Annotated in this window: 18 protein-coding genes, 1 tRNA gene and 1 pseudogene; 5 read left to right on the top strand and 15 right to left on the bottom strand. The window is 72.3% G+C overall.

What is annotated here, in order from left to right; all coding sequences use genetic code 11:
• Positions 1-27: 27 nt before the first annotated feature.
• From LG395_RS32720 to lepA, 3 genes are all read right to left on the bottom strand, one after another.
• Complete coding sequence (locus LG395_RS32720) at positions 28-1,848, bottom strand: ATP-binding SpoIIE family protein phosphatase (protein WP_225812318.1); 1,821 nt, start codon at positions 1,846-1,848, stop codon at positions 28-30.
• A 129-nt stretch (positions 1,849-1,977) separates the two neighbouring features.
• Positions 1,978-3,852 carry an AMP-dependent synthetase/ligase gene (locus LG395_RS32715; RefSeq protein WP_225812267.1) on the bottom strand — a complete coding sequence of 625 codons (1,875 nt, stop codon included), beginning with the start codon at positions 3,850-3,852 and terminating at the stop codon, positions 1,978-1,980.
• 260 nt (positions 3,853-4,112) lie between these two features.
• Positions 4,113-5,987: a translation elongation factor 4 gene (gene lepA / locus LG395_RS32710; protein ID WP_171156459.1), complete on the bottom strand. Its 1,875-nt coding sequence runs from the start codon at positions 5,985-5,987 to the stop codon at positions 4,113-4,115.
• A gap of 225 nt (positions 5,988-6,212) precedes the next feature.
• Between lepA and rpsT the strand changes: the two genes are divergently transcribed.
• Positions 6,213-6,479: a 30S ribosomal protein S20 gene (gene rpsT / locus LG395_RS32705; protein WP_004001350.1), complete on the top strand. Its 267-nt coding sequence runs from the start codon at positions 6,213-6,215 to the stop codon at positions 6,477-6,479.
• Between the two features lie 472 nt (positions 6,480-6,951).
• Here rpsT and holA read toward each other — a convergent pair whose 3' ends face one another.
• Both holA and LG395_RS32695 read right to left on the bottom strand, forming a co-directional pair.
• Entirely contained in the window at positions 6,952-7,941 is a 990-nt protein-coding gene (holA, locus tag LG395_RS32700) for a DNA polymerase III subunit delta (protein WP_212768282.1), read from the bottom strand.
• A 122-nt stretch (positions 7,942-8,063) separates the two neighbouring features.
• Positions 8,064-8,309, bottom strand: coding sequence for a hypothetical protein (locus tag LG395_RS32695; protein ID WP_171156455.1), 246 nt, complete (start codon positions 8,307-8,309; stop codon positions 8,064-8,066).
• A gap of 284 nt (positions 8,310-8,593) precedes the next feature.
• On the opposite strand from LG395_RS32695, the pseudogene LG395_RS32690 reads away from it, so the two are divergent.
• A pseudogene (locus LG395_RS32690) lies at positions 8,594-8,803 on the top strand (YceI family protein); the annotation flags it as partial.
• Here LG395_RS32690 and LG395_RS32685 read toward each other — a convergent pair.
• From LG395_RS32685 to leuS, 6 genes are all read right to left on the bottom strand, one after another.
• Positions 8,796-9,629: an arylamine N-acetyltransferase family protein gene (locus LG395_RS32685; RefSeq protein ID WP_225812266.1), complete on the bottom strand. Its 834-nt coding sequence runs from the start codon at positions 9,627-9,629 to the stop codon at positions 8,796-8,798. The pseudogene LG395_RS32690 and the gene LG395_RS32685 overlap by 8 nt on opposite strands.
• A 162-nt stretch (positions 9,630-9,791) precedes the next feature.
• A complete protein-coding gene (locus tag LG395_RS32680) occupies positions 9,792-12,308 on the bottom strand; it encodes a ComEC/Rec2 family competence protein (protein ID WP_225812317.1) in 2,517 nt (838 codons plus the stop codon).
• A gap of 584 nt (positions 12,309-12,892) precedes the next feature.
• Positions 12,893-13,621: a ComEA family DNA-binding protein gene (locus tag LG395_RS41775; RefSeq protein WP_372463499.1), complete on the bottom strand. Its 729-nt coding sequence runs from the start codon at positions 13,619-13,621 to the stop codon at positions 12,893-12,895.
• A 602-nt stretch (positions 13,622-14,223) separates the two neighbouring features.
• Entirely contained in the window at positions 14,224-15,069 is an 846-nt protein-coding gene (locus LG395_RS32670) for a DegV family protein (RefSeq protein WP_225812264.1), read from the bottom strand.
• 72 nt (positions 15,070-15,141) lie between these two features.
• The gene (locus tag LG395_RS32665) at positions 15,142-15,879 is read right to left on the bottom strand and encodes a hypothetical protein (RefSeq protein WP_225812263.1); all 738 of its coding nucleotides are present in this window, start codon (positions 15,877-15,879) and stop codon (positions 15,142-15,144) included.
• Positions 15,880-16,017: 138 nt separating this feature from the next.
• Complete coding sequence (gene leuS, locus LG395_RS32660) at positions 16,018-18,897, bottom strand: leucine--tRNA ligase (protein WP_225812262.1); 2,880 nt, start codon at positions 18,895-18,897, stop codon at positions 16,018-16,020.
• 417 nt (positions 18,898-19,314) lie between these two features.
• Between leuS and LG395_RS32655 the strand changes: the two genes are divergently transcribed.
• Positions 19,315-20,598, top strand: coding sequence for a ferric reductase-like transmembrane domain-containing protein (locus LG395_RS32655; RefSeq protein ID WP_225812261.1), 1,284 nt, complete (start codon positions 19,315-19,317; stop codon positions 20,596-20,598).
• Positions 20,595-22,205, top strand: a complete 1,611-nt coding sequence (locus LG395_RS32650) for an NADH-quinone oxidoreductase subunit NuoF family protein (protein ID WP_171156434.1) — start codon at positions 20,595-20,597, stop codon at positions 22,203-22,205. The genes LG395_RS32655 and LG395_RS32650 overlap by 4 nt, the downstream gene beginning before the upstream one ends.
• Before the next feature lie 118 nt (positions 22,206-22,323).
• On the opposite strand, the gene LG395_RS32645 is transcribed toward LG395_RS32650, so the two are convergent.
• Positions 22,324-22,396: transfer RNA gene (locus LG395_RS32645), tRNA-Ala, on the bottom strand.
• Between the two features lie 115 nt (positions 22,397-22,511).
• Between LG395_RS32645 and LG395_RS32640 the strand changes: the two genes are divergently transcribed.
• Positions 22,512-23,723 carry a glycosyltransferase 87 family protein gene (locus LG395_RS32640; protein WP_225812260.1) on the top strand — a complete coding sequence of 404 codons (1,212 nt, stop codon included), beginning with the start codon at positions 22,512-22,514 and terminating at the stop codon, positions 23,721-23,723.
• On the opposite strand, the gene LG395_RS32635 is transcribed toward LG395_RS32640, so the two are convergent.
• The 3 genes from LG395_RS32635 to LG395_RS32625 all read right to left on the bottom strand — a co-directional run bounded on the left by LG395_RS32635 (position 23,713) and on the right by LG395_RS32625 (position 25,557).
• On the bottom strand, positions 23,713-23,946 hold the full coding sequence (locus LG395_RS32635; protein WP_030653820.1) for a hypothetical protein: 234 nt from the start codon (positions 23,944-23,946) through the stop codon (positions 23,713-23,715). The two genes, LG395_RS32640 and LG395_RS32635, sit on opposite strands and share 11 nt — an antisense overlap.
• 3 nt (positions 23,947-23,949) lie before the next feature.
• Positions 23,950-24,123, bottom strand: coding sequence for a hypothetical protein (locus LG395_RS32630; RefSeq protein WP_014672673.1), 174 nt, complete (start codon positions 24,121-24,123; stop codon positions 23,950-23,952).
• Between the two features lie 69 nt (positions 24,124-24,192).
• Complete coding sequence (locus LG395_RS32625) at positions 24,193-25,557, bottom strand: MFS transporter (RefSeq protein WP_225812316.1); 1,365 nt, start codon at positions 25,555-25,557, stop codon at positions 24,193-24,195.
• Positions 25,558-25,574: the final 17 nt, after the last annotated feature.

Below are 25,574 nucleotides of genomic sequence, written 5' to 3'. Positions count from 1 at the left end.
GCCTTCCATTGTCCAGCACCGCGGGGCTTACTCCGCCTGGAGCACCAGCAGGGCCAGGTCGTCCTCGGGCAGGCCGCCGCCGAAGTCGTGGACCAGGCGGCGGATCCTTTCGGCGATCAGCTCGGCGCCGAGCCCGGCGCAGCCGGACAGGGCGCGGGCGAGACCGTCGCCGTCGTCGAACTGGCGGGTGCCGGAGCGCCGCTCGGTCACGCCGTCCGTGACGCAGAGCAGGCTGTCGCCGGGGCGCAGGTCGAGGGTCTCGCTGGTGTAGGTCTCGTCCTCGACCACGCCGAGCAGGGTCTGCGGGCGGGCGGCGGTGCGCACGGTGCCGTCGGGGCTGAGGACGAGCGGCAGCGGGTGGCCTGCGGAGGCGAGGGTGCACCGGACCCCGCCGTCGTACGGCGTCAGCTCGCCGTACAGGAGGGAGAGGAAGCGGGTCTGCGGGCCCTCCCCGGTGGCCAGCGGCCGGCCGCCGACGGCGACCAGGGCGCGGGCGGCGGCGTCGGCGGCCTCGGTGGCGTCGTCCAGGAGGAGCTGGTTGAGGCGGTCGAGGACGTCGGCGACCCGGTAGCCCTCGCGGGCCAGCAGGCGCAGCCAGGGGCGGGCGAGGCCGATCACCACGGCGGCCTCCGGGCCCTTGCCCTGGACGTCGCCGACGGCGAAGCACCAGCGGCCGTCGCCCGCCGGGAACAGGTCGTAGAAGTCGCCGCTGGGGCCGCCCTTGTCGCATGGCTCGTAGACGAGCGCGCTGCGCACGCCGGGGATCTCGGCGACGGCCCCGGGCAGCAGGCCGCGCTGGAGGACGGCGCTGATGGTGGCCTGGCGGGCGTACTGGCGGGCCGCGCCGATGGCCAGGGCCACCCTGCGGCCGAGGTCCTCCACGAGCCCGGTGATCTCGTCCGGGAAGCCCGTCAGCCCGCACCGGCCGATGACCAGGGTGCCGAGCGGCCGGCCGCCCGCGATGAGCCGGTACGACAGCGCCGTCCCGTCGGCGCCCTGCGGGCCGAGCGCGTGGCCGGGCCAGGGGTAGGGCTCGGGGCCGGAACGCAGCCCGCCCGGCGGGCACGGCGGTTCCTTCTCCAGGGCACACCGCAGCTCCTCGATCCGGGCCTCGCTGGCGTGCCAGACCCGGGCGGGTCCGCCGCCGGCGCCGCCCCGGACGGTCGCCTCGTCCTCCAGCCAGACCGCGCACCAGTCGGCGAGCCGGGGCACGATCAGCTGTCCGGTGAGCGCGGCGACCAGGTTCTCGTCCAGCTGTCCGGCGAGCAGGTCGGAGGCCTCGGCGAGGAAGGACAGGGCGCCCCGGCCGAGCCAGTCCCGGTCGCCCTCGGCGCGGTGCGGCTGCGGGGCGAGGTCTTCGGCGACCTCCAGGGCGGGCTCGGGGCCGGGTCCGTCCAGGGCCTCGCTGCCGCCCGGGGGCAGCCGCGCCCAGACGGTCTTGGCGCCGGTGCGGTAGGTGACGCCCCACGACTCGGCGAGCGTGGCGACGAGCCGCAGGCCGCGCCCGTACTCGGGGGTGTCGTACGGCCCCTCGCCGCTCGTGGCGTCCCGCGGGGCGCGGGACGGGTGCTGGTCGTGCACCTCGACCACGAGCGCGCCGGTGTCCTCCAGCCGCCACTCGACCTGCACCTCGGTGCCGGCGTGCACGACGGCGTTGGTGACCAGCTCGCTGACGACGGCCATGGCGTCGTCGGCGAGCCGCGCGCAGACCCCGGGCATCGCGTCCAGCGCGGCCCGCACGAGCGCGCGGGCGGAGCCCGGGGCGAGGGGACTGCCGGGCAGCGTGGCCCGCCCCCGCGTCTCCCCGGGCTGCGTGCCGCTCTCCCGCTGCGTGGGTATGGCCGCCATATCCATGCGGCCAGGGTGACAGACGGGGGGCGGCTATAAGCGGTGAGTCACCGAAGTGGCCAGAAGAGGGAACGTTTCGGGCGCGGGTGAGCAGGAATGGGGGTGCGGAACCCGTCGACAGGGATCGCGCTACACCTCCTTCGTCCCCGCGTACATCTCCTCGATGAGGTGCTTGTACTCCCGCTCCACCACCGGCCGCTTCAGCTTCAGGCTCGGCGTGATCTCCCCGTGCTCCACGTCGAGGTCCCGCGGCAGCAGCCGGAACTTCTTGATGGTCTGCCAGCGCTGGAGACCGGAGTTGAGCTCCCGCACGTACCCGTCGACCATCTCCACCGTCTGCGGCGCGGCGACGATCTCGGCGTACGGCCTGCCCTCCAGACCGTTCTCCTTCGCCCACTCCTGGATCGCGATCTCGTCCAGGGCGATGAGGGCGGTGCAGTAGTTCCGGTCGGCCCCGTGCACGAGGATGTTGGAGACGTACGGGCACACCGCCTTGAACTGCCCCTCGACCTCCGCCGGGGCGACGTACTTGCCGCCGGAGGTCTTGATGAGGTCCTTCTTGCGGTCGGTGATGCGCAGGTAGCCGTCGGGCGACAGCTCACCGATGTCCCCGGTGTGGAACCAGCCGTCGGACTCCAGCACCTCGGCGGTCTTCTCGGGCAGCTTGTGGTAGCCCTCCATGACGCCGGGGCCGCGCAGCAGGATCTCGCCGTCGTCGGCGATACGGACCTCGGTGCCGGGCAGCGGCTTGCCGACCGTGCCGGTGCGGTAGGCCTCGCCGGGGTTGACGAAGGAGGCCGCGGAGGTCTCGGTGAGGCCGTAGCCCTCCAGGATGTGGATGCCGGCGCCGGCGAAGAAGTAGCCGATCTCCGGGGAGAGCGCGGAGGCTCCGGAGACACAGGCCCGCAGCCGGCCGCCGAAGGCCTCGCGGAGCTTGCCGTAGACGAGGGTGTCGGCGACCTTGTGCTTGGCGGCGAGACCGAACGGCGCGGAGGCGGTGCCGGTGCGCCGGAAGTTGTCCTGGCTGGCCTTGGCGTACTCGCGGGCGACCTCGGCGGCCCACTGGAAGATCCTGTACTTGGCCGCGCCGCCCTCGCGGGCCTTGGCCGCGACGCCGTTGTAGACCTTCTCGAAGATCCGGGGGACGGCCGCCATGTACGTCGGCCGCACCACGGGCAGGTTCTCGATGATCTTGTCGACCCGCCCGTCCACGGCGGTGACGTGCCCGACCTCGATCTGTCCGGAGGTGAGCACCTTGCCGAAGACGTGCGCGAGCGGCAGCCACAGGTACTGCACGTCGTCCATGGTCACCAGGCCGGTCGCGGCGATGGCCTTCGCCATGTAGGCCCAGTTGTCGTGCGGGAGCCGCACGCCCTTGGGGCGGCCGGTGGTGCCGGAGGTGTAGATGAGGGTGGCGAGCTGGTCCTTGGTGATCGCGCCGACCCGCTCCTTGATCAGCTGCGGGTGCTGCTCCAGGTAGGCGGCGCCGCGCCGCTCCAGCTCGGCGAGGGTGATCACCCAGTCGTCCGTCTCCACGCCGGCCGGGTCGATGACGACGACCTTCGTCAGGTCCGGCAGCTCGGCGCGCTTCTCGACGGCCTTGGCGAGCTGGGCGGCGTCCTCGGCGATCAGCACCCGGCTCTGGGAGTCGGAGAGGATGAACGCGGACTCGTCGGCGTTGGTCTGCGGGTAGACGGTGGTGGTGGCACCGCCGGCGCACATGATGCCGAGGTCGGCGAGGATCCACTCGACACGGGTGGAGGAGGCGAGCGCCACCCGCTGCTCGGGCTCCACGCCCAGGTCGATGAGCCCGGCCGCGATGGCGTACACCCGGTCGGCCGCCTGCGCCCAGCTGAGCGACTCCCAGTCGTCGGGGCCCTGCCCGGCGGACGGCGGGACGGGGTAGCGGTAGGCCTCGGCGTCGGGTGTCGCCGCCACGCGCTCCAGGAAGAGGGCCGCCACGGACGGCGGACGGTTCTCGATCAGGGTCTGTGTGTCGCTCACGACATCCTCCGGGGGCCCGCGACGGTGCGGCTGACTCGGTGCGGCTGGGTTAACTCACGGTGGGGTATCGGTCTGTTGTTTAACTCGCGAGTAACTATCGAGCAGGGATCAGGGTAAGGGGCGACCGCCCGCTGCGTAAGGGGCCTCGGCCTGTCACTTTCCACTCAGAGCGACGTTACGCACGCGTAGGGCCCGCCGCACTTTCGCACGACGGGCCCCCACATGCCCGGATTACGGACGTCGCCGGCAGTTACCCCCGGTTACTTCTTGCTCTTGGCCGACCCCGCGCTGTCATCGCTGGACAGCACGGCGATGAAGGCTTCCTGCGGAACCTCCACGGAACCCACCATCTTCATCCGCTTCTTGCCTTCCTTCTGCTTCTCCAGCAGCTTCCGCTTACGGGAGATGTCACCGCCGTAGCACTTGGCGAGGACGTCCTTGCGGATGGCGCGGATGGTCTCGCGGGCGATCACCCGGGAGCCGATGGCGGCCTGCACCGGCACCTCGAAGTTCTGCCGCGGGATCAGCTCCTTGAGCTTGGCGACGAGCCGCACGCCGTACGCGTACGCCTGGTCCTTGTGGGTGATCGCCGAGAACGCGTCCACCTTGTCGCCGTGCAGCAGGATGTCGACCTTGACGAGGCTGCTCGACTGCTCGCCCGTGGGCTCGTAGTCCAGCGAGGCGTAGCCGCGCGTCTTGGACTTCAGCTGGTCGAAGAAGTCGAACACGATCTCCGCGAGCGGGAGCGTGTAGCGGATCTCGACCCGGTCCTCCGAGAGGTAGTCCATGCCGAGCAGCGTGCCGCGCCGGGTCTGGCACAGCTCCATGATCGCGCCGATGAACTCGGTGGGCGCGAGGATCGTCGCCCGCACGACCGGCTCGTACACCTCGGCGATCTTCCCCTCGGGGAACTCGCTCGGGTTGGTGACGGTGGCCTCGGTGCCGTCCTCCATGATCACGCGGTAGACCACGTTGGGGGCGGTGGCGATCAGGTCGAGACCGAACTCCCGCTCCAGCCGCTCCCGGATCACGTCCAGGTGCAGCAGGCCGAGGAAGCCGACGCGGAAGCCGAAGCCGAGGGCCGCGGAGGTCTCCGGCTCGTAGACCAGCGCGGCGTCGTTGAGCTGGAGCTTGTCCAGTGCCTCGCGCAGCTCCGGGTAGTCGGAGCCGTCCAGCGGGTACAGACCCGAGAAGACCATCGGCTTCGGGTCCTTGTAACCGCCGAGCGCCTCCGTCGCGCCCTTGTTCTGGCTGGTGACGGTGTCACCGACCTTCGACTGCCGGACGTCCTTCACGCCGGTGATGAGGTAACCCACCTCACCCACGCCCAGGCCGTCCGCCGGCAGCATCTCGGGCGAGTTGACGCCGATCTCCAGCAGCTCGTGCGTGGCGCCGGTCGACATCATCCTGATGCGTTCGCGCCTGTTGAGCTGACCGTCGATGACACGGACGTACGTCACGACACCGCGGTAGGAGTCGTAGACCGAGTCGAAGATCATCGCGCGGGCGGGCGCGTCGGCGACCCCGACCGGCGCCGGGATCTCCTTGACGACCTTGTTCAGCAGCGCGTCCACGCCGAGCCCGGTCTTCGCGGAGACCTTGAGCACGTCCTCCGGGTCACAGCCGACCAGGTTCGCCAGCTCCTCGGCGAACTTCTCCGGCTGGGCGGCCGGCAGGTCGATCTTGTTCAGCACCGGGATGATCGTGAGGTCGTTCTCCATCGCCAGGTAGAGGTTGGCGAGGGTCTGCGCCTCGATGCCCTGGGCGGCGTCGACGAGGAGGATGGTCCCCTCGCAGGCGGCGAGCGACCGCGAGACCTCGTAGGTGAAGTCGACGTGCCCCGGGGTGTCGATCATGTTGAGGATGTGGGTCGTGCCCTGGTCGGGGCCCTCGGTCGGGGCCCAGGGCAGCCGCACCGCCTGGGACTTGATCGTGATGCCGCGCTCGCGCTCGATGTCCATCCGGTCGAGGTACTGAGCACGCATCTGCCGCTGCTCGACCACACCGGTCAGCTGGAGCATCCGGTCGGCGAGGGTGGACTTGCCGTGGTCGATGTGCGCGATGATGCAGAAATTGCGGATCAGAGCCGGGTCGGTACGGCTCGGCTCGGGCACATGGTTAGGGGTCGCGGGCACGCAGGGTCCTGTCTCTTGAGGCGCCTTATGCCTCGGGTCGGATCGTTACGTAGTCTCCATGGTCCCACGCGCAGGGACCGGGGGCCGTTTTGGGCCGTCCGGAGGGCCACTGGTACTGTAGATGGCTGTGCCTCATGCCCTCTCAGCGCGAGGCACGGCAAATAATTTTGGATCACCGGCACGGGACCCACGCGGCCCCGCGCCTGAACCTGAAAAGGCTCCTTCGTGGCGAACATCAAGTCCCAGATCAAGCGGATCAAGACCAACGAGAAGGCCCGGCTGCGCAACAAGGCCGTCAAGTCCTCCCTGAAGACCGCGATCCGCAAGGCCCGCGAGGCCGCTGCCGCGGGTGACGTCGAGAAGGCCACCGAGCTGCAGCGCGCTGCCGCGCGTGCGCTCGACAAGGCCGTCTCGAAGGGCGTCATCCACAAGAACCAGGCCGCCAACAAGAAGTCGGCGCTTGCTTCCAAGGTCGCGTCCCTCAAGGGCTGAACTCCTTTCTGATCTGACCGCCGGAAGGACCCAGAGCGGGCCCTCTCTCATCCGCTCCCGCCCGGCACCCCGAGCCTGTTCGCGGCCTGCGTTCGCCACGCGGGAACGGGCTCACCAGCTTGAACCGAGGACCCCGGTCCCCTCGCCCTTCCCCAGGGCGGGGACCGGGGTTTTCGGTTGTCTGCCGTCTGAAGAACACCCTTGAGACCGGGCGAGGGTGTCCTGAGACCGGGCCAGGGTCCTGAGACCGGGTCAGGGTCCTGAGATCGGGTCAGGGTCCTGAGACCGGGCGAGGGTGTCCTGAGACCGGGCGAGGGTGTCCTGAGAGCAGGCCACGGTGTCCTGAGACCAGGCCAAGGTGTGCTGAGACCGGCCCGCGTGCCCGGAAGCGGGCGGGGTGTTCGGGGTGCGGCCCAAGGGCTGGTCGCCCCTCTCCGCACTCCTTCCGTGCGGCGCCCGGTCCCGGCGCCGGCTACCCGCGTCCGCGGGAGCGGGCGGCCCGGGCGATCGTCACGACCGCCTTCTCCAACGCGTACTCGGGATCGTCCCCGCCCCCCTTCACTCCGGCGTCCGCCTCGGCGACCGCCCTGAGCGCCACCGCGACCCCGTCCGGCGTCCAGCCCCGCATCTGCTGCCGGACCCGGTCGATCTTCCACGGAGGCATGCCCAGCTCACGCGCCAGGTCGGCCGGCCGGCCGCCCCGGGCCGAGGACAGCTTCCCGATCGCCCGCACGCCCTGCGCCAGCGCGCTGGTGATCATCACCGGTGCCACGCCCGTCGCCAGCGACCATCTGAGCGCCTCCAGCGCCTCCGCCGTCCGGCCCTCCACGGCCCGGTCGGCGACCGTGAAGCTGGACGCCTCGGCACGCCCGGTGTAGTACCGCCGGACGACTGCCTCGTCGATCGTCCCTTCCACGTCGGCGACCAACTGAGAGACCGCCGAGGCCAGCTCCCGCAGATCGCTCCCGATGGCGTCGCAGAGCGTCTGGCACGCCTCGGGCGTGGCCGACCGCCCGGACGAACGGAACTCCCCCCGCACGAAGGCCAGCCGGTCCGCCGGCTTGGTCATCTTCGGGCAGGCCACCTCCCGCGCCCCCGCCTTGCGCGCGGCGTCCAGCAGCCCCTTGCCCTTGGCGCCGCCGGCGTGCAGCAGCACCAGCGTGATCTCCTCGGCGGGCGAACCGAGGTACGCCTTCACGTCCTTGACCGTGTCGGCGGACAGGTCCTGCGCGTTGCGTACGACCACGACCTTGCGCTCGGCGAAGAGCGACGGGCTGGTCAGCTCGGCGAGCGTGCCGGGCTGCAGCTGGTCCGGGGTCAGGTCACGTACGTCCGTGTCGGCGTCGGCGGCCTTGGCGGCGGCCACCACCTCCCGCACGGCACGGTCGAGCAGGAGGTCCTCCTGGCCCACGGCAAGGGTCACCGGGGCGAGAGGGTCGTCATTCGCAGTCTTCCTGGCCATCACTGAAAGCATCCCACGCGGCACTGACAACGAAGCGCTCCCGGCACCCTGACCGGGCCCGGAGCGGACCCTGAGCACGGTTCGGGGCCGGCCCCGACGCGAGCGGCGCGCCGGGCACGGGCTCAGGGCTCCTCGCGCCAGCCGTCCCACTCCCCCGCGAACGCGTCCAGCTCGGCGGGGTCGAGCCGCTCGTCCTCGTCCCGCAGCACCACCAGCCACTGGGCGTCCTCGGCGTCGTCCTCGCCGGCCAGCGCGTCCCGGACCAGCCGGGGTTCCTCGTCGATGCCGAACCGCCCCCCGAGCGCCTCGGCCGCCTCCTCGGCGGCGTCGCGATCCGGCAGCACCAGCACATGTCTCACATCACTCACGGGGCCATTCTCCGGCACCACGACAGAGAAGAAGGGGCAGGTCGGTCCGGGGCAAGCGGGACGGGCGCCGATGCTCTGCCCGGACAGGGCGCTCCCCACGGCAGCCCGCCGGCGCGCTCACGCTCCGTGCGTCGGCCCCTGGGCATACGGCACACGTCAGCTCCAGGGAGTTGCGACGCGCGTCAGCTCCCGGGAGTTGCGACGCGGCAGCCCCCGGGGGTTGCGCACGGCACCCGGTGCGCGTCAGCGTTTCGGCGCAGTCCCGGTCTCCCCGCCACCCGGCCGAGTTTCACGATGACCGGTTCGTGTACAAGGGCGGGAACCGGTGGGCGGTCACGGGAACGCTGTCGCTGCACGGCGTGACCCGCGCGGTGCACGGCGTCACCCGCGCGGTCATGCTCGGCACCGAGTACCCCGGGCCCGGCGACGGCATGGAGGGCGAGGCGTGGGCCGCTTGCCGGGCCACCGAGCCGCACCGGGACGACGTCACGGTCGGCCGGGATCGCGCACCGTCGGCACACGGCTCAACTCGATGCCGAAGCACTCCCGGTAGACCGCCAGCATCTCTTCGTCCGTCTCCAGCTCCCGCGTCTCCTGCGTGCCGTCCACGGTGGTCGTCTTCAGCCTGCGCCCGCTGAGCGTGATCCTCTCCCCGTCCTGCGTGAGCCGCGAACAGACCAGCGACCGGGTGAAGTGCGACCGCGGCGACGTGCTGTGCCACCATGCGCCGGCCGCGAAGTCCCCGAGCGCTCGGGGGCGGGTCTCCAGCCGGTACTGCGGCGTGCCGTCCCGCACGACGTCCAGGTCCCCGGTGCCCGGCCCGGCACCACCACGCGCCCCGGCCGGATCCGGACCGGCGTCCACCACCCGGAAACTTCCACCGGGGTCGTCCTGCTCCCCGCGTTCCGCATAGGCGAGCGGCCAGTGGCTGTGCGTCCCGAACCCGACGTCGGCGAGCCAGGTGTCCCCCTCCGCCGTCCGCACCCGCAGCGCCAGATGGTCGTGAGGGATCCCGAGCCGCCCCTCGTCGCCGTACACCCGTCCGGCGAGCAGTTCGACCTCGTAGCCGAGGGCGGCGAGCAACGTCCCGAACGCGCCGTTCAGTTCATAGCAGAAGCCGCCCCGCCGGACCTCGGTCACCTTGTCCAGCAGCCGCTTCTCCTCCAGGGTGATCTCCTCCCCGAGGTGGACCGACAGGTTCTCGAAGGGAACGGTCCGCAGATGGCGCAGGTGCAACTCGCGCAGCGTCTCGCTGGTGGGCCGCGGCGGGTGTGTGAGGCCGAGCCGGCGGAGGTAGGCGTCGATCTGTAACGAGGTCATGGGCCCAGTCTGCTCCAGCCTCCGCTCGTCCTCACTGAGCGGGGGCGTCTCCCTTCCCGCTGGGTCCGGCCCTTCCCGCCCCCCTTTCCCTGTGCCCGTCGCCCCTGTGTCCGCCTTCCTCGTCAGTCCTCTCTCGTCCTCGTCAGTCCTCTCTCGTCCTCGTCAGTCCTCTCTCGCCACCCCTATCCGCCCGTTCCTCCCTCCGGTCCCGGTGACCGCGAGCGCCCCGTCACGGTCGGTGCGCAGGACCACCGTGCCGCCGGCCCGCAGCGCGGCCATGGTCACCGGAGCCGGGTGACCGTAGGGGTTTCCCACGCCCGCGGACACCAGCGCCACCCGGGGTGCCGCGAGGCGCATCAGCTCCGGCTCCTGATAGGCCGAGCCGTGATGGGCCACCTTCAGGACGTCCACTCCGGCCAGCTCGGCCGCCGCCGGGGACCGCACCAGCGCCTGCTGGGCGGGGGGTTCTAGGTCTCCGAGCAACAACAGCCGCAGCCCGCCCGTGCGCACGAGCAGTACGACACTGGCGTCGTTCGGACCCTCCGGCTCCCACCCGGCACCCGCGCCCTGCCATGGCTGGGGTACGCGCGGTCTCTGCGGTGGCGAGGACGGTGGCAGGGGCGAGGGCTGTGGCTCTGGCGGTGGCTGTGGCTGTGGCTGTGGCTGTGGCTGTGGCTGTGGCTGTGGCTGTGGCTGTGGCGATGATGGCGGTGGCGGCCACAGCACCCGCCAGGTGAGCGGTCCGGTGCGCCGTTCCTCTCCGACGACGGCGGACGTGACCGGGATGTGCCGCTCGGCCGCCTCTCTTCGGACGAACTCCGCCTGCTCCGGGGGTTCCGCGAACGCCGTGGTCTCGATCGCGGCCACCGCGCGGCCCCGCAGCACGCCGGGCAGGCCCGCCACATGGTCGGCGTGGAAGTGGGTGAGGACGAGGAGGGGGACACGCGTGATGCCCAGCCGTCGCAGGCAGTCGTCGACCAGCACCGGATCGGGTCCGGCGTCCACCACCACGCCGGCGCCCTCGCCCGCCGCCAGCACGGTGGCGTCGCCCTGGCCGACATCGCACATCGCGAACCGCCAGCCCGGTGGTGGCCAGCCCGTGATCACCCGGGTCAGCGGCGCCGGCCGCGTCACCAGCAGCACGAGCAGCACTCCGAGCAGTCCGCACCACCCCGGGTGCCGCAGCAGTCTCCGGCCGGCCAGGACGACGGCCACGGTGACCACCGCCAGCGCCAACGCTCCCGTCCAGCTCCCGGGCCAGTCCACTCCCGCGCCGGGCAGTGCCGCCCCGGTCCGGGCGACACCGGCGATCCACCGGGCCGGCCAACTCGCGCACCACGCCAGCACCTCGGCCACCGGCATCGCCACCGGCGCCGCCGCGAGCGCCGCGAACCCGAGGACCGTCGCCGGCGCCACCGCCACCTCGGCCAGCAGGTTGCACGGCACCGCCACCAGGCTCACCCTTGCCGACAGCACCGCCACGACGGGCGCGCACGCGACCTGCGCGGCGGCGGCCGTCGCCAGCGCCTCGGCGAGCCGCGGGCGTACCCCGCGCCGCCGCAACGCCTCGCTCCAGCCCGGCGCCAGCACCAGTAGCGCACCGGTGGCCAGTACGGACAGCAGGAAGCCGTAACCGCGGGCCAGCCACGGGTCGTAGAGCACCAGCAGCAGGACGGCCGTGGCCAATGCCGGCACCAGTGATCTACGGCGCCCGGTGGCCAGGGCGAGCAGCGCGACCGCGCCGCAGGCGGCGGCCCGCAACACGCTGGGGTCGGGTCGGCAGACGACCACGAAGCCCAGTGTCAGCGCTCCCGCCAGCAGGGCCGTCGCACGCAGGGAGAGGCCCAGGCGTGGCGCCAGGCCACGGCGTTCGGCGCGTTGAGCCAGGCCGGGCGGTCCGATGAGCAGTGCGAGCAGGACGGTGAGGTTGCTGCCGGAGACGGCGAGCGTGTGCGCCAGGTCCGTCTCCTCGAAGGCATGGTCCAGCTCGGGCGTGATCCGCGAGGTGTCCCCGACGACCAGCCCTGGCAGCAGTGCCCGCGCGTCACCCGGCAGGTCTTCGGTCGCTTCCCGCAGGCCGGCCCGGAGCCGCCCCGCCAGACGTTGCGGCCCGCTCGGCCCGGCCACGATCCGCGGCTCCGGACGGCCGCGCACCCGCAGCACGGCCGCGATCCGGTCACCGCCGCTCAGCCCGGGCGCCAGCCGCCCTGTCACCCGCAGCCGCGTGGACGGCAGCACACCGAGCCAGGAGGCTCGCCCAGCCGGCGCGCTCTGTCCGGCGCGGTCCGGTGGCGGCCGGGAACCGCGGCTCGCCGCGATGCTCTCCAGCGGTGCCGGGACGTCCGGGTCGACGATCAGCAGCACGGGGGTCCGCGTCCGCGCACGTCGTCCGTCGGCCTCCTCGACGCTCCGCACCTCAGCCGGGGCCAGCACCGCCACGGGTGCCGCGTGATCACCGCGCACGTGCGGCCTGCTCAGCCGGGGATCGCCGCTCAGTTCGACCTCGGCGGTCACGGTCGCGAACCGCCGGGCCAGGTCGGGCAGCGGCCCGCGCCGCACATCGGCCCCGTGCAGCCCTGCGGAGGCAGCTGCCGCGGCGGCACAGAGCAACACCGCGGCGATGGCGGCACGCGCCCATTCGAACCGAGCGCGTACGCAGCGGGCCCGCGCTGCCCACAGAGCCCGGTGAGTCCGCTCCGCCCCGTGGTGCCGCTCCGCCCGGCGGCCCGGCCAGGTCAGCGCCGTGTCCGGCACCGCCGTTCCCGACGCTGCCGTTCCCGACGCTGCCGTCCCCCTCAGGGCGGTCCTCCTCAGGGCGGTCCCCCTAACGGCCGGCAACGTCACCGCCGCCCCTGCCACCGCCGTCCCTGCCACCCCCGTCCCTGTCACCGCCGTCCCTGTCGACGCCGCCGCTGTCACCGCCGTCCCTGTCGACGCCGCCGCTGTCGACGCCGTCCCTGTCGACGCCGTGCGAGGAGCACCAACCGCGTCCGCCGGCGGGTTCGACTCTGCCCGTCCGGCCCCGCTCGCCCCGCCCGCTCTTCCCGGCCGCCGCACCGACAGCAGGAGCACCCCTCCGACCAGGCAGACGGCGGCGGTCACCGCGGTCCAGGCCCCCGGTGCGTCCACGGTCAGGGCCGCAGTGGCCCAGGCCGCGAGTGCGGGCGGTACCAGGCGCAGGTCCATGGGACCGCTCCGGCCGGTGCGCGCGGTGCCGTCCTCCTCGGGCGCGGAGCGCGGTCCGGTCCCGTCGAGTACGCGGCTCATGGCCGTACCAGGTCGCGCAGGTCGGAAAACCGGCGGTCGCCGATGCCGTTGACCTCGCGTAGTTCGTCCACCGAGCGGAAACCGCCGTGCTGGGTGCGGTAGTCGATGATGTGCTGGGCCAGTACCGGGCCGACTCCGGGCAGGGTGTCGAGCTGGTCCACCGTGGCCGTGTTCAGGGGGACCGGTGCCGGCGGGCCCGTGCCGGCGGATCCGGTGAGCGACCCTCCTGCCGTGGCGGGCTGAGCGGCGGCCCCGGCGGGGGCGCCGACGACGACCTGTTCCCCGTCGACGAGGAAGCGGGCGCGGTTCAGTCCTTCCGTGCTCACGCCCGGCCGGACCCCGCCCGCCGCCCGCAGCGCGTCGGCCACCCGGGCGCCGGCCGGCAGCCGGCGGATCCCCGGCTCGCGGACCTTGCCGCTGATGTCCACGACGATCTCCGCGCCCGGTGTCGCCGGCGTGCTCGCGGCCGGTCCGGCGGTCGCTCCCTCTCCCTTCTTGGCGAAGGGCGCCTGGGCACGTACCACCTGAGGGGGGCTCACCTGCTGGGGCCGGCCCGCCCAGAAGTGCTGCACGGCGAAGACAGCGGCGGCCAGGAGAACCACGGCGAGCGCCACGGCTCCCCGCCGCTCCATCCCATACCGGGTCTGGAGCCACACCGGCATCCGCTCGCGCAGTGCCAGCCCGGCCCGCTCCCGCCAGCCCGGGGCCCGGGGCCCCGTCGGCACGGGCTCCTGTTCCGGCGGGGGCGCGGGCGCGGGCTCGGGCTCGGGCTCGAGGGCAGGCTCCGGCGACCGCATCGCACCGCCCGGCTCGGGCGCGGCGACAGTCGCGGCCCGCTCTCCGCTCCAGCCGGACGCCGACGTGGCCGCTGTCACCGTCCGCCTGGAGCCCGAGCGCGCACTCAGGCCGGGTGCGAGGCCGGTCACCGTCGCCGTCGGTGTGTTCCCGGTGCCGTCCGGGGCCGGCGGCGCGTTTCCCGACTCCCGCCACTGCACGGCCCGTTCACCGAAGAGGAGTTCCGCTCGGCGGCGCAGTTCCTCCGCCGGTGCGGACGGACGACGGTGGGCAGGGCGGCGGCCGGTGGAGTGGCGCTGCCGGGCCCGGCCGTCGGAGGCGGGGTCACGGCCGGGGCCGCTGGTCGCGGTTGCTGTGCGTGGGCGTGAGCGAAGTGTCATGCGACGAGGATGGGGCATTCCGCCCGGTCGCGATGATCTTGGTGAATTCCCGTGGAAGGCCGTCAGGTTGTGGAAAACTCCGTCACTCACACGAGTGAAGCCGGTCGGCCCTCGCCTCGGCGGAACGGGCCGTACTCAGGTTGCCGCCCCTGTCAGCGGGGCGAGACGACCGCGCCCAGCAGCCCGGGTCCGGTGTGCGCCCCGATGACCGCTCCGACCTCGCTGACGTGCAGGTCCGCCAGGCCCGGGATGCGCGCCCGCAGCCGGTCGGCGAGCGCGGCGGCACGGTCGGGGGCGGCGAGGTGGTGGACGGCGATGTCGACCTCGGCGCCGCCCGCCCGCTCGGCGGCCAGCTCCTCCAGGCGCGCGATCGCCCTGGACGCCGTACGGACCTTCTCCAGCAGGTCGATGCGGCCTCCGTCCAGCTGGAGCAGGGGTTTGACGGCGAGCGCGGAGCCCAGCAGTGCCTGCGCGGCACCGATACGGCCGCCGCGGCGCAGGTAGTCGAGGGTGTCGACGTAGAAGAAGGCGGACGTGCCGCCGGCGCGCTTCTCGGCGGCCGTCACGGCTTCGTCCAGCGTGCCGCCCGCTTCCGCGGCCTGGGCCGCGGCGAGCGCGCAGAAACCGAGCGCCATCGCGACCATTCCGGTGTCCACCACCCGAACGGGCACCGGTGCCTCGCGCGCGGCCAGGACCGCCGCGTCGTAGGTGCCGGACAGTTCCGCGGACAGGTGCAGGGAGACGATGCCGCACGCGCCGGAATCGGCGACCTTGCGGTAGGTCTCCGCGAACACTTGGGGGCTGGGGCGGGAGGTGGTGACGGGGCGTCGCTTCTGCAGTGACTGGGCCAGGGAGCGGGTCGAGATCTCGGTGCCCTCTTCCAGGGCCTGGTCGCCGAGGACCACGGTCAGCGGGACCGCGGTGATGCCGTGACGCTCCATCGCCCGGGGCGGCAGGTAGGCCGTTGAATCGGTGACGATCGCGACATGGCGGGACATGTGCTGGAGGTTACCTGGCGTAGTGCTCACTCGGCAGCCCGGCCCCTGCCCCACGGCCCGGGTCCGGGTCGCTCATGTGGTGCTTTCGGGGCGGCGCTTCTTCTGCCAGGGGGCGGTGGGGCGCCAGGACGGCGGAGCGATCGCCTCGGGAGCCGGGCCCTCGGCCGCGGAAGCCCCGGGCGCCTGGGGCCAGGTCTGTTCGGTGGTCTGGCGATCGGCCGTGGCGGGCGCGTCGGGCCACGGCGGGGGTGCCTGGCCGGGCTCGGACCGCGTCCAGTGGCGCAGGGCATCCGCTTCGACGTGGATCTGCGCGCTGAGGGTGCCCAGATCGTCGTCGGCGAAGCGGCGGGCCCGGTCTCGGACGGCCCAGCGCAGGGAGTCCGCGGACTTGGTGATCCGCTCGGTGCGGTCGCGCAGTTCGGGCAGGCGCGCGGTGAGCGTGGCCCGGTCCGGCTCGGACTCCAGACGCTTGAGGTCGGCGTCCAGCTCGTGTCCGTGCGCGCTGAGCCGTTCGAAGAGGCCGAGGGACTCCTTCAGCGACTCGTCCTCGGCGACGCCCGCGTGCAGCGCGTCCTGTGTGGCGCGCATGGACGTGCGCAGCGCGAGCCGCAGCTGGGCGATCTCACCGGCGGGTCCGGTCTGCGCGAAGGACTTGGCGCGCAGGGTGTGGTCCTCGACGGTGCGGCGGGCCTGTGCGATGGTCCGGTCCACGCCGCGCTTGGCGGCGCCGACCGCCTTGACCGTGGCGTACGCGCCCAGGGCGACGAACAGCAGGAAGAGCAGGGCGAACACGGTCAGCACGACTTCCATGGCGCTCCTCCTCCGGCCGGTGCGGCACGAGCCGCTGTGCTCTCCACGGTAAACGCAGCGGGCAGGTCCGGAGTTCCGGAAGAACCCCGAACCTGCCCGTAGGGGACTACCCCGAGCCGGTGAGAAGACCCCCGCTCGTCACGCCGGAACGATGTTGACCAGCTTCGGCGCCCGCACGATCACCTTGCGGATGCCCGCGCCGTCCAGCGCCGCGACGACCTTCTCGTCGGCCAGCGCCACCTTCTCCAGGTCCTCCGCGGAGATGGTGGGCGGCACCTCCAGCCGGGCCTTGACCTTGCCCTTGATCTGCACGACACAGGTCACGGTCTCGTCCACGACGTAGGCCGGGTCGGCCACCGGGAAGTCCTGGTGGACGACCGAGTCGGTGTGACCCAGCTTGCGCCACAGCTCCTCGGCGATGTGCGGGGCCAGCGGGGCGACCATCAGCACCAGCGGCTCGGCCACGGACCGCGGCACGGCGGCGCCGGCCTTGGTCAGGTGGTTGTTCAGCTCGGTGACCTTGGCGATGGCGGTGTTGAAGCGCAGGCCCTCCAGGTCCTGGCGCACGCCGTCGATCGCCTTGTGCAGGGCGCGCAGGGTCTCCTCGTCGGGCTCGGCGTCGGTGACGGTGACCTCGCCGGTGTTCTCGTCGACGACGTTGCGCCACAGCCGCTGCAGCAGCCGGAACTGGCCGACCACCGCGCGCGTGTCCCACGGGCGGGAGACGTCCAGCGGGCCCATGGCCATCTCGTACAGCCGCAGCGTGTCGGCGCCGTACTCGGCGGCGATCTCGTCCGGAGTCACCGCGTTCTTCAGGGACTTGCCCATCTTGCCCAGCAGCCGGCTGACCTTCTCGCCCTGGCAGTAGTAGGCGCCGTCGCGCTCCTCCACCTCGGCGGCCGGCACCGCGATGCCACGGCTGTCACGGTAGACGTAGGCCTGGATCATGCCCTGGTTGAACAGCTTGTGGAACGGCTCCGCGGAGGAGACGTGCCCCAGGTCGTACAGCACCTTGGACCAGAAGCGCGCGTACAGCAGGTGCAGCACGGCGTGCTCGGCGCCGCCGACGTACAGGTCGACACCGCCGTGCGGCCGGCCCTCGCGCGGGCCCATCCAGTACCGCTCGATCTCCGGGTCGACCAGCTTGCGGTCGTTGTGCGGGTCCAGGTAGCGGAACTCGTACCAGCAGGAACCGGCCCAGTTGGGCATGGTGTTGGTCTCGCGGCGGTACTTCCTGGGGCCGTCGCCCAGGTCCAGGGTGACGTTGACCCATTCCTCGTTGCGCGACAGCGGCGTCTCGGGCTTGGTGTCGGCGTCGTCCGGGTCGAAGGTGCGCGGGCTGTAGTCCTCGATCTCGGGCAGCTCCAGCGGCAGCATCGACTCGGGCAGCGCGTGGGCGACGCCGTCCTCGTCGTAGACGATCGGGAAGGGCTCGCCCCAGTAGCGCTGGCGGCTGAACAGCCAGTCGCGCAGCCGGAAGTTGACGGTGCCCTCGCCGATGCCCTCGCGCTCCAGCCACTCGGTGATGCGCGCCTTGGCCTCGACCACGCCCAGGCCGTTCAGCCGCACGTCGTCGCTGTCGGAGTTGACGATCTTCGCGTCGTAGGAGACGAAGGCGTCGTCCCAGGTGGACGCGTCGGTGCCACGGCCGTCGGTCGGCTCGACCACGCAGCGGATCGGCAGTTCGAAGGCGCGCGCGAAGGCGAAGTCGCGACTGTCGTGGGCGGGCACGGCCATGATCGCGCCGGTGCCGTAGCCCATCAGGACGTAGTCGGCGATGAAGACCGGGACCTGCTCGCCGTTGACCGGGTTGGTCGCGTACGCGCCGGTGAAGACGCCCGTCTTGTCCTTGGCCTCGGCCTGCCGCTCGACGTCGGACTTCGAGGCGGCCTGGGCGCGGTAGGCGGCGACGGCCTCGGCCGGGGTGGCGTGGCCGCCGGTCCACACCTCGTGCGTGCCCTCGGGCCACGCCTGCGGGGTGAACTTCTCGACCAGCGGGTGCTCGGGCGCCAGCACCATGTAGGTCGCGCCGAACAGGGTGTCCGGGCGGGTGGTGAAGACGGTGATGCGCTCGCCGTCGATCGGGAAGTCGACGCGGGCGCCCTCGCTGCGGCCGATCCAGTTGCGCTGCTGCAGCTTGATGGCCTCGGGCCAGTCCAGCTCCTCCAGGTCCTCCAGCAGCCGGTCGGCGTAGGCGGTGATGCGCATGTTCCACTGGCGCAGCTTGGCCTTGAAGACCGGGAAGTTGCCGCGCTCGGAGCGGCCGTCGGCGGTGACCTCCTCGTTGGCCAGCACGGTGCCCAGGCCCGGGCACCAGTTGACCGGCGCGTCGGAGGCGTAGGCCAGCCGGTACTCGCCCAGGACGTCGGCGCGCTCGGTGGCGGTCAGCTCGTCCCACGCGCGCGTGGTGCCCGGAATCGCGCGCTCACCGGACTCGAACTGCGCGATCAGCTCGGAGATCGGGCGGGCCTTGCGCGCCTCCTCGTCGTACCAGGAGTTGAAGATCTGCAGGAAGATCCACTGGGTCCACTTGTAGTAGTCCGGGTCGATCGTGGCGAACGACCGGCGCTTGTCGTGGCCCAGACCCAGCCGGCGCAGCTGGGACTTCATGTTGTTGATGGCGGCCTCGGTGGTGATCCGCGGGTGCTCGCCGGTCGTGACGGCGTGCTGCTCGGCGGGCAGGCCGAAGGCGTCGAAGCCCAGGGTGTGCAGGACGTTGTGGCCGGTCATGCGCTGGAACCGGGCGTAGACGTCGGTGGCGATGTAGCCCAGCGGGTGGCCGACGTGCAGGCCCGCACCGGAGGGGTACGGGAACATGTCCATGATGAACTTCTTGGGCTTGGCGACCAGCTCCGGATCCCCCGCCAGGTCGCCCGTGGGGTTCGCCGCCGCGTAGGTGCCGTCCGCGTCCCAGAAGTCCTGCCAGCGTGCCTCGATCTCGGCTGCCATGGCGGCCGTGTAGCGGTGCGGCGCGGCCTCCGCCGACGCGGCGGTGGCAGCGGGGTTCGTCTCGCTCATGATCCTCAAAGCTCCATCGATCGTCTCTGCCTGCGGCTGTGACATCCAAAGAAACGAAAAAACCCCTCGCACAGGAGGGGACGCCGCGCCGATGCCGACCTCACGGGTGGACCGGGGTCGGTACTGATCAGCGCGGCCCGCTAAGCAGAAGGCGTACGGCACGCATGGCGTTAGGGTACCGCAGCCCTTGAGCAAGCGGCGAGGCGCTTCCGTATCCCTGGTGGACATGTCACGAAGCCCGCCGGAACTGAACGAAGGTCAACGATTACTTCGCGTAACGTCCCCTACAGGACACCTCCCCCAGTCGCATGGTCCGTTGATAACAACGCAATAACTCAAACCCCGTACTGATCGGTATGGCGCCACTTAGAGTGCGGCAGCGGGACCGCTTTCCCGAAACTGCTCGGAGTTGCCCCCATGAACCCTCGTCGTAGTACCAGTTCGCTCCCCAAACCGGGCCGCTCGGCCTACGGGGTGGCGTCCGCTGTCGTCCTGCTGCTCATACCCGTGGCCGTACTGGTCGGAGGCAGCCAGTTCCGCGAGTTCCTGAACTTCGGCGCGGGCGTGCTGTCCCTCGTCTCGCTGAGCTGCTCGGTGATCTGGGGCCTGTTCGCCCAGGACCGGATCTTCCTCAACACGCGGCAGCGGATCATCGGACAGGCGGTGCACCGGACGACCGCGGTCGCCTCGATCGCGTTCCTGTTGCTGCACATCACCACGAAGATCGCGCTCGGCCACACGAAGCTGATCGCCGCCATCATCCCGTTCTCGCTCGGCGTCACCGGAATCGCCGGCCTGATCGGGCTGGGCTCGCTCGCGGGCCTGCTCATGATCTTCGTGGGCATCACCGGCGCCCTGCGCAGCAACTTCGCCACCCCGGCCCCGGTCGCCGCCCGCTGGCGGGCCATGCACATGCTGGCCTACCCGGCCTGGTGCGCCGCGCTCGTGCACGGCCTCTACGCGGGTCGCTCGGCCAAGCCGGTCTTCGTGATCCTCTACAGCCTGTCCCTGCTCGGCGTGATGGGCGCCCTCGCGCTGCGCGCCGCGCCGCGCCCGGTCAAGCGGAAGGTCGCCGACCGGCTGGTGGCCCTGTTCGGCAGCTCGGAGCGGCCCGGGCTCGACGAGCTGGACGCGAGCCGCTCGCGGGTGGCCGAGTCGGCACTGCCCGGCTTCGACAGCCGGCGCGAGCCGCGCACGGCCTCCGCGGACACGGTGACGTCCCCGCTCTACCAGACCCCGGCCGCCCCCGCCGGCGAGCCCGGCCCCGGCTTCGCGGCGGCCTACCGCACGGTCTCCGCCCCCGGCCGCCCCCAGCAGTCGTACGCGGCCGACCAGACCGCCCGCATGGACCTGCCGGTGGATCTGCGGCCCACGGAGGCCGTCCCGCGCGTGGACGGCCCCTCCAGCACCTCGGGCAGCTGGCCGATCCCGTCCCCGCCGCCCGTCGGCGAGGCCCCGCCGTCCGCGTACGACCCGCTCCAGGACACCGGATACACCATCCCGGTCTACGGCAATCCGGGCACACCCGGATACGGCGGAAGTGACGTGTACGACACCGGTGAGACAAACGGCCTCTATGGCACGTACAACCCGGGTGACACGTTCAACAGCGGTCCCGCCACCGAAACGCTGCCCGGCTCGTCCTACGAGACACCGGGCTCGGGCGAACCCTGGAACACGCCTTCCGGAGGCTTTAAGTGAACGAGGCCCTGCCCGACGTCCCCGAAGTCCGCGTGGTCGGGCTTCCCCAGCTCACGTCGGGCTTCGACCTTGTGGAGCGGCTCGATCTGGCCATGCACCTGAAGGTGCACGGGCCGCTCGACCCGCTGGGCGGCGAACAGCTCGCCCAGCTCGCCGAACGCATCAACCTCAGGGGCCGCGGCGGCGCCGGCTTCCCCTTCCACAAGAAGCTGCGCTCGGTCGCCGAGTCGGCGATCAAGCGCGGGGTGCGGCCGGTCGTCGTGGTCAACGGCAGCGAGGACGAACCGGCCTGCCGCAAGGACACGGTGCTGATCAACCGCGCACCGCACCTCATCCTCGACGGCGCGCTGCTGTGCGCCGAGGCGCTCGGCGCGCGCACGCTCGTCATCGGCGTCACCCGGGAGTCCACGCAGCGCTCCATGGAGGCCGCGCTCGCCGAACGCGGCCTGAGCAACAGCCGAAGATCGGCGCTGCGCGCGTGGGTGCAGCGCAATCCGGTGCGCATGGTCACCGGCGCCGCCGCCTCGCTGATCCGCTCCGTCGACGGCGGGCCGGCGATCCCGCCCGGCCGCAAGATCAGCGCCTCGCAGAGCGGCGTCGGCGGCGCGCCCACGCTGCTGTCGAACGCGGAGACGTTCGCGCAGCTGGCCATCGCGGCCCGCATCGGCCCGGAGCGCTACGGCAACACCGGTCTGTACGACGAACCGGGCACCGTGATGCTCACGGTGTCCGGCGCGGTGGCCCGTCCGATGGTGATCGAGGTCCCCACGGGCGTGCCGCTGCGCTACGTGCTGCAACTGGCCGGGGCCCCGCCGGTGCCGCAGGGCGTGCTGACCGGCGGCTACCACGGCAAGTGGATCGACGCGGCGACCGTCAACGAGGCGATCGTCTCCCGCAACTCGCTGGACGCGGTGGGAGGTTCGCTGGGCGCGGGCGCGATCCTGCCGATCAGCCAGGAGACGTGCCCGCTGGGCGAGTCGTTGCGGGTCGCGCAGTGGCTCGCCGAGGAGAGCGCGGGCCAGTGCGGGCCCTGTTACCTGGGGCTGCCCGCCGCCGCGCGCGGGATGGAGGACATCCTGAACGGCGGTGGACCGGCCGCCCTGGAGGCGCTGAAGCAGGTCGCCAAGAACGTGAAGCGGCGCGGGGCGTGTTCGCATCCGGACGGCTCGGCGATGTTCCTGGAGTCGACCATCAAGGCGTTCACCGACGACCTGGCCGCGCACGTCCTCGGGAACGGCTGCGGACGGCCCGTGGAGGGCGTGCTGCCGCTCTTCGAGGGGGGCAGGGCCCCCACGGGCGTGCCGGGCGGCGCAGAGCCCGCGGAGACCGGCGCCAGCCGCCAGAAGATCTACGTCGACTGGACGCTCTGCCGGGGTCACGGGCTGTGCGCGGACATCCTGCCGGAGGTCTTCGAGCTGGGCGCCGACGGCTTCCCGACGGTGGCCCAGGCGCAGGTGCCGCGCTACGCGGAGGCCAAGGCGCTGCGCGCGGTGCGCCGCTGTCCGGCACTGGCCCTGCGCATCGAGGAGGACACGCGCGGGCAGGCGCCGTCGCGCAACCTGCCGGTCCTCTCCCAGGGCCGCGGCCGGCGCGCGCTCGGCCGCTGAACACACGCGAAGGGGGCGGGTCACCGTAACGGGTGATCCGCCCCCTTCGCCCGGCCGCACCGAATGGCGACACACCGAAGGCGGACCATCCGTCAGGATGATCCGCCTTCGATTTCTGTGGAGCTAAGGAGAATTGAACTCCTGACCTCCTGCATGCCATGCAGGCGCTCTACCAACTGAGCTATAGCCCCTTGTTCTGTTGTTTCGCCCGGTTCCCCCGGCGACGACGTAAACATTACAGGGAGGAGGGCGCAGCACAAAATCGGTTTCGGCTCCGCACCGATTCGCCCGCTAATGTCGGTTTTCATGGCCATGATCGCGTCGCCCTCAGTCCATCGCAGGGCCCCGGTCGCGCTGGGCGTGTGCCTGCTGTCCTTCGCGGCGTTCTGGGCCGCTCAGCGGGCCGCACATGTGTCCATGATCGATCTGATGGTCTACCGCGCGGAGGGCGCCACCGTGCGCGCCGGCGGCGACCTGTACGAGCTGCACGCGACGGCCGCACGCCTGCCCACCACCTACCCGCCGTTCGCGGCCCTGCTGTTCACGCCGCTGCCCCTGCTGGACACCGCGCTGCTGCGGGAACTGGCGACGACCGGGAACCTCGCGCTGCTGGTCGTCTTCGTCCGGCTGTCGCTGAGACTCGTCGGCCACGCGCGCGTGGAGACCGCGTGGTGGGTCGCGGCCTCCGCCGTGTGGTGCGAACCGGTGTGGACGACCGTGCGCTACGGCCAGATCAACCTGCTGCTGGCCGTCCTGGTGCTGTGGGACCTGACCCGCCGCCCCGCCGGCGGGTCCGACCGCTGGTCGGGAGTGGGCCTCGGGCTGGCCGCGGCGGTCAAGCTGACGCCCGCGCTGTTCCCGGTGTTCCTCCTGGCCACGGGGGTGGTGGCCCGTCTGAAAGGCGGTCAGGGCGAGCCGTGGCTGCGGCACGCGCGCGGGGCGGCCGCCGCGTTCACCGGGGCGACGCTGCTGGCGGCGGCCGTCCTGCCGTACGACTCCTGGCGGTTCTGGACGGAGGCGCTGTTCCGCGCGAGCCGGGTCGGGCGTGCCGAGGACACCGCCAATCAGGCCCTGCGCGGCGCCCTGGCGCGCCTTCTGCACACGCCCGAGCCGGGAGTGCTCTGGACGGCCTGTGCGGCCGTGGTGGCCGTCCTGGGCCTCGCCGTGGCCGTCCGGGCGGAGTTGCTGGGGCAGCGGGCCTGGGCGGTGTGCGTCTGCGCGGTCACCGCCCTGCTGATCAGTCCGGTGTCCTGGACCCACCACTGGGTGTGGTGCGTGCCGCTGGCGCTGCTGCTGTGGACACACGGGCAGCGGGCGGCGGCCCTGGGCACCGTGCTGGTGTTCTGCTCGTACGTCCCGTGGTGGGTGCCGCACGGGGCCGGACGGCCGGAACTGCACCAGTCGGCCGCGGAGTTGGCGCTGTCGGCCGCCTACGCGTGCGCGGGCGCGGTGTTCCTCGCGCTGGCCCGGACATCGTTGCCGAAGGCCGGGCCGGGCGGGGCCCGCGTCAAGCCGTGACGAACTGGTAGAACCTCTTGAGCGTGCAGTGCTCCTCCAGGAGGCGGCCGTAGATCGGCTCGCCCTCCAGTTCCCGGTACGTCTCGATCGGGTCGCCTTTTATGATCAGCGCCCGCGCGCATTCCTCGCACCAGTACTGGTAATCGGGATTGATCGGCTCCATGTCCCGCACGATCGGGGTACCGCTCCCGCACCAGTCGCACTTTCGCCTGTGTGCACCCATCGATCAGCTCCAGCTGTGGCCGCAGGCCGTGCACACGTAGGAGATTCCGCCGTTGTCGCCGAGGACCTGCGCCACATGCGCGGAACCGCAGGAAGGGCAGCTCAGCCGGGTGGTCGTGTCCCGTATCAACGCCGCACCGAGGAGGTGGCCGACCTCCTCAAGGATGCTCGCAGGCATCGCTACTCCCTCCCGTCGGGCCGCGCCCCCTTCCGGCCGTTTGATTCTGCCACGACCGGACCGATACGGTCAGCGACGCCTCAGTACCAGTCCGGACACGGCTCCCGCCGCGGCCGTCGCGGCCAGCGCCCAGGCGCAGACCGAGAACGCCTCCGCCGAGGGATACGGGCGCAGCGCCCCGAACGACTCAAGCCGGTTCAGGAACAGTGTGCCGAAGGCCGCGACGCCGATCAGCTGACCGAGTTGCGTGACCGTCGCCAGCAGGCCGCTGGCGTCCGCCGCGTCCCCGGGCCGCACGGTGGCCAGGGCCCCGGTGAGCGTCGGGCTGAAGGCGAGCGCCAGTCCGGCACCCGTACCCACGTACCCCGCGTACAGGACCGCTCCCCCGTCACCGCCGCCGCGGAAGGCGAGCCCGACGGCGGCGACGGACACCGCGGTGAGCGCGAACCCGGCCGGCACGAGAGCCCGCTGCCAGGCGGCCGGCCACTTCCGCCAGGTGAGGCTGACGGCACCGAAGACGGCCGCGGTCGGCGCGAAACCCAGTCCGGCCCGCAGGGCGCTGTGGCCGAGTCCGCCCTGGACGTGCAGGGTCAGCGCGAACAGGAAGCCGGCGTTGACCGACATCACGGCGAGGATGCGGACGACGGCGAGACCGATGCCGGGATGCCGCAGCACCCGGGGCGTCAGGAGCGGGGCGCCGCCGCGCCGGGCCAGCCGGGACTCGTGGCCGCAGAACAGGGTGAACAGCACGGCGGCCGTGGCCAGCGACAGCCAGGACCACAGCGGCCAGTCCTCCTCCTGCCCGAGCACCAGCGGCACCGTCAGCAGCGACACGGCGGCGCCGAGCAGCACCAGCCCTGGCAGGTCGAGCGCCCGGGCCCGCTCGTGTCCGCCCACTCGGCCCAGCGGCAGGACCCGCCGGCCCAGTACCAGCAGCAGCGCGCCCACCGGCACGTTGACCAGGAACACCGGTCGCCAGCCCATGCCGAACAGGTCGGCGCTGACCAGCAGCCCGCCGGCGACCTGCCCGGCCGCCGCGCCGACGGCCAGGACCGCCGAGTAGGCGCCGAGCGCCCGGGCCCTGGCCTCCCCGGTGAAGGTGCGCTGGATGAGGCTGAGCACCTGCGGGATCATCAGCGCCGAGCCGGCGCCCTGCACCAGCCGGAACACGATCAGCCCGGTCGAGCCCCGCGCCAGTCCGCAGGCGAGCGACGCCGCGGTGAACAGGGCCAGTCCGGCGAAATGGACCCGGCCGTGGCCGAGCCGGTCGCCGAGCCGGGCCCCGGTGACCAGGAGCACGGAGTAGGTGATGGTGTAGCCGGCGATGACCAGTTGCAGGTCGGCGCCGGAGGCACGCAGTTCGGAACCGATCGTGGGGGCGGCGACGTTCACGATGAAGACGTCGAGGGCCGCCATGAACAGGGCGGCCAGCAGCACGCCGAGCAGCAGCC

The sequence above is a fragment of the Streptomyces spinosus genome, from assembly GCF_020400655.1.
Taxonomy (GTDB): Bacteria; Actinomycetota; Actinomycetes; order Streptomycetales; family Streptomycetaceae; genus Streptomyces; species Streptomyces argyrophylli.
This window is presented reverse-complemented; position numbering and strand designations above follow the sequence as displayed.

Coding starts and splice junctions, on each gene's coding strand:
- LG395_RS32720 (WP_225812318.1), bottom strand. CDS start 1,848: ATGGCGGCCATACCCACGCAGCGGGAGAGCGGCACGCAGCCCGGGGAG.
- holA (WP_212768282.1), bottom strand. CDS start 7,941: ATGGCCAGGAAGACTGCGAATGACGACCCTCTCGCCCCGGTGACCCTT.
- LG395_RS32685 (WP_225812266.1), bottom strand. CDS start 9,629: ATGACCTCGTTACAGATCGACGCCTACCTCCGCCGGCTCGGCCTCACA.
- LG395_RS32670 (WP_225812264.1), bottom strand. CDS start 15,069: ATGTCCCGCCATGTCGCGATCGTCACCGATTCAACGGCCTACCTGCCG.
- LG395_RS32665 (WP_225812263.1), bottom strand. CDS start 15,879: ATGGAAGTCGTGCTGACCGTGTTCGCCCTGCTCTTCCTGCTGTTCGTC.
- leuS (WP_225812262.1), bottom strand. CDS start 18,897: ATGAGCGAGACGAACCCCGCTGCCACCGCCGCGTCGGCGGAGGCCGCG.
- LG395_RS32655 (WP_225812261.1), top strand. CDS start 19,315: ATGAACCCTCGTCGTAGTACCAGTTCGCTCCCCAAACCGGGCCGCTCG.
- LG395_RS32640 (WP_225812260.1), top strand. CDS start 22,512: ATGGCCATGATCGCGTCGCCCTCAGTCCATCGCAGGGCCCCGGTCGCG.
- LG395_RS32635 (WP_030653820.1), bottom strand. CDS start 23,946: ATGGGTGCACACAGGCGAAAGTGCGACTGGTGCGGGAGCGGTACCCCG.
- LG395_RS32630 (WP_014672673.1), bottom strand. CDS start 24,123: ATGCCTGCGAGCATCCTTGAGGAGGTCGGCCACCTCCTCGGTGCGGCG.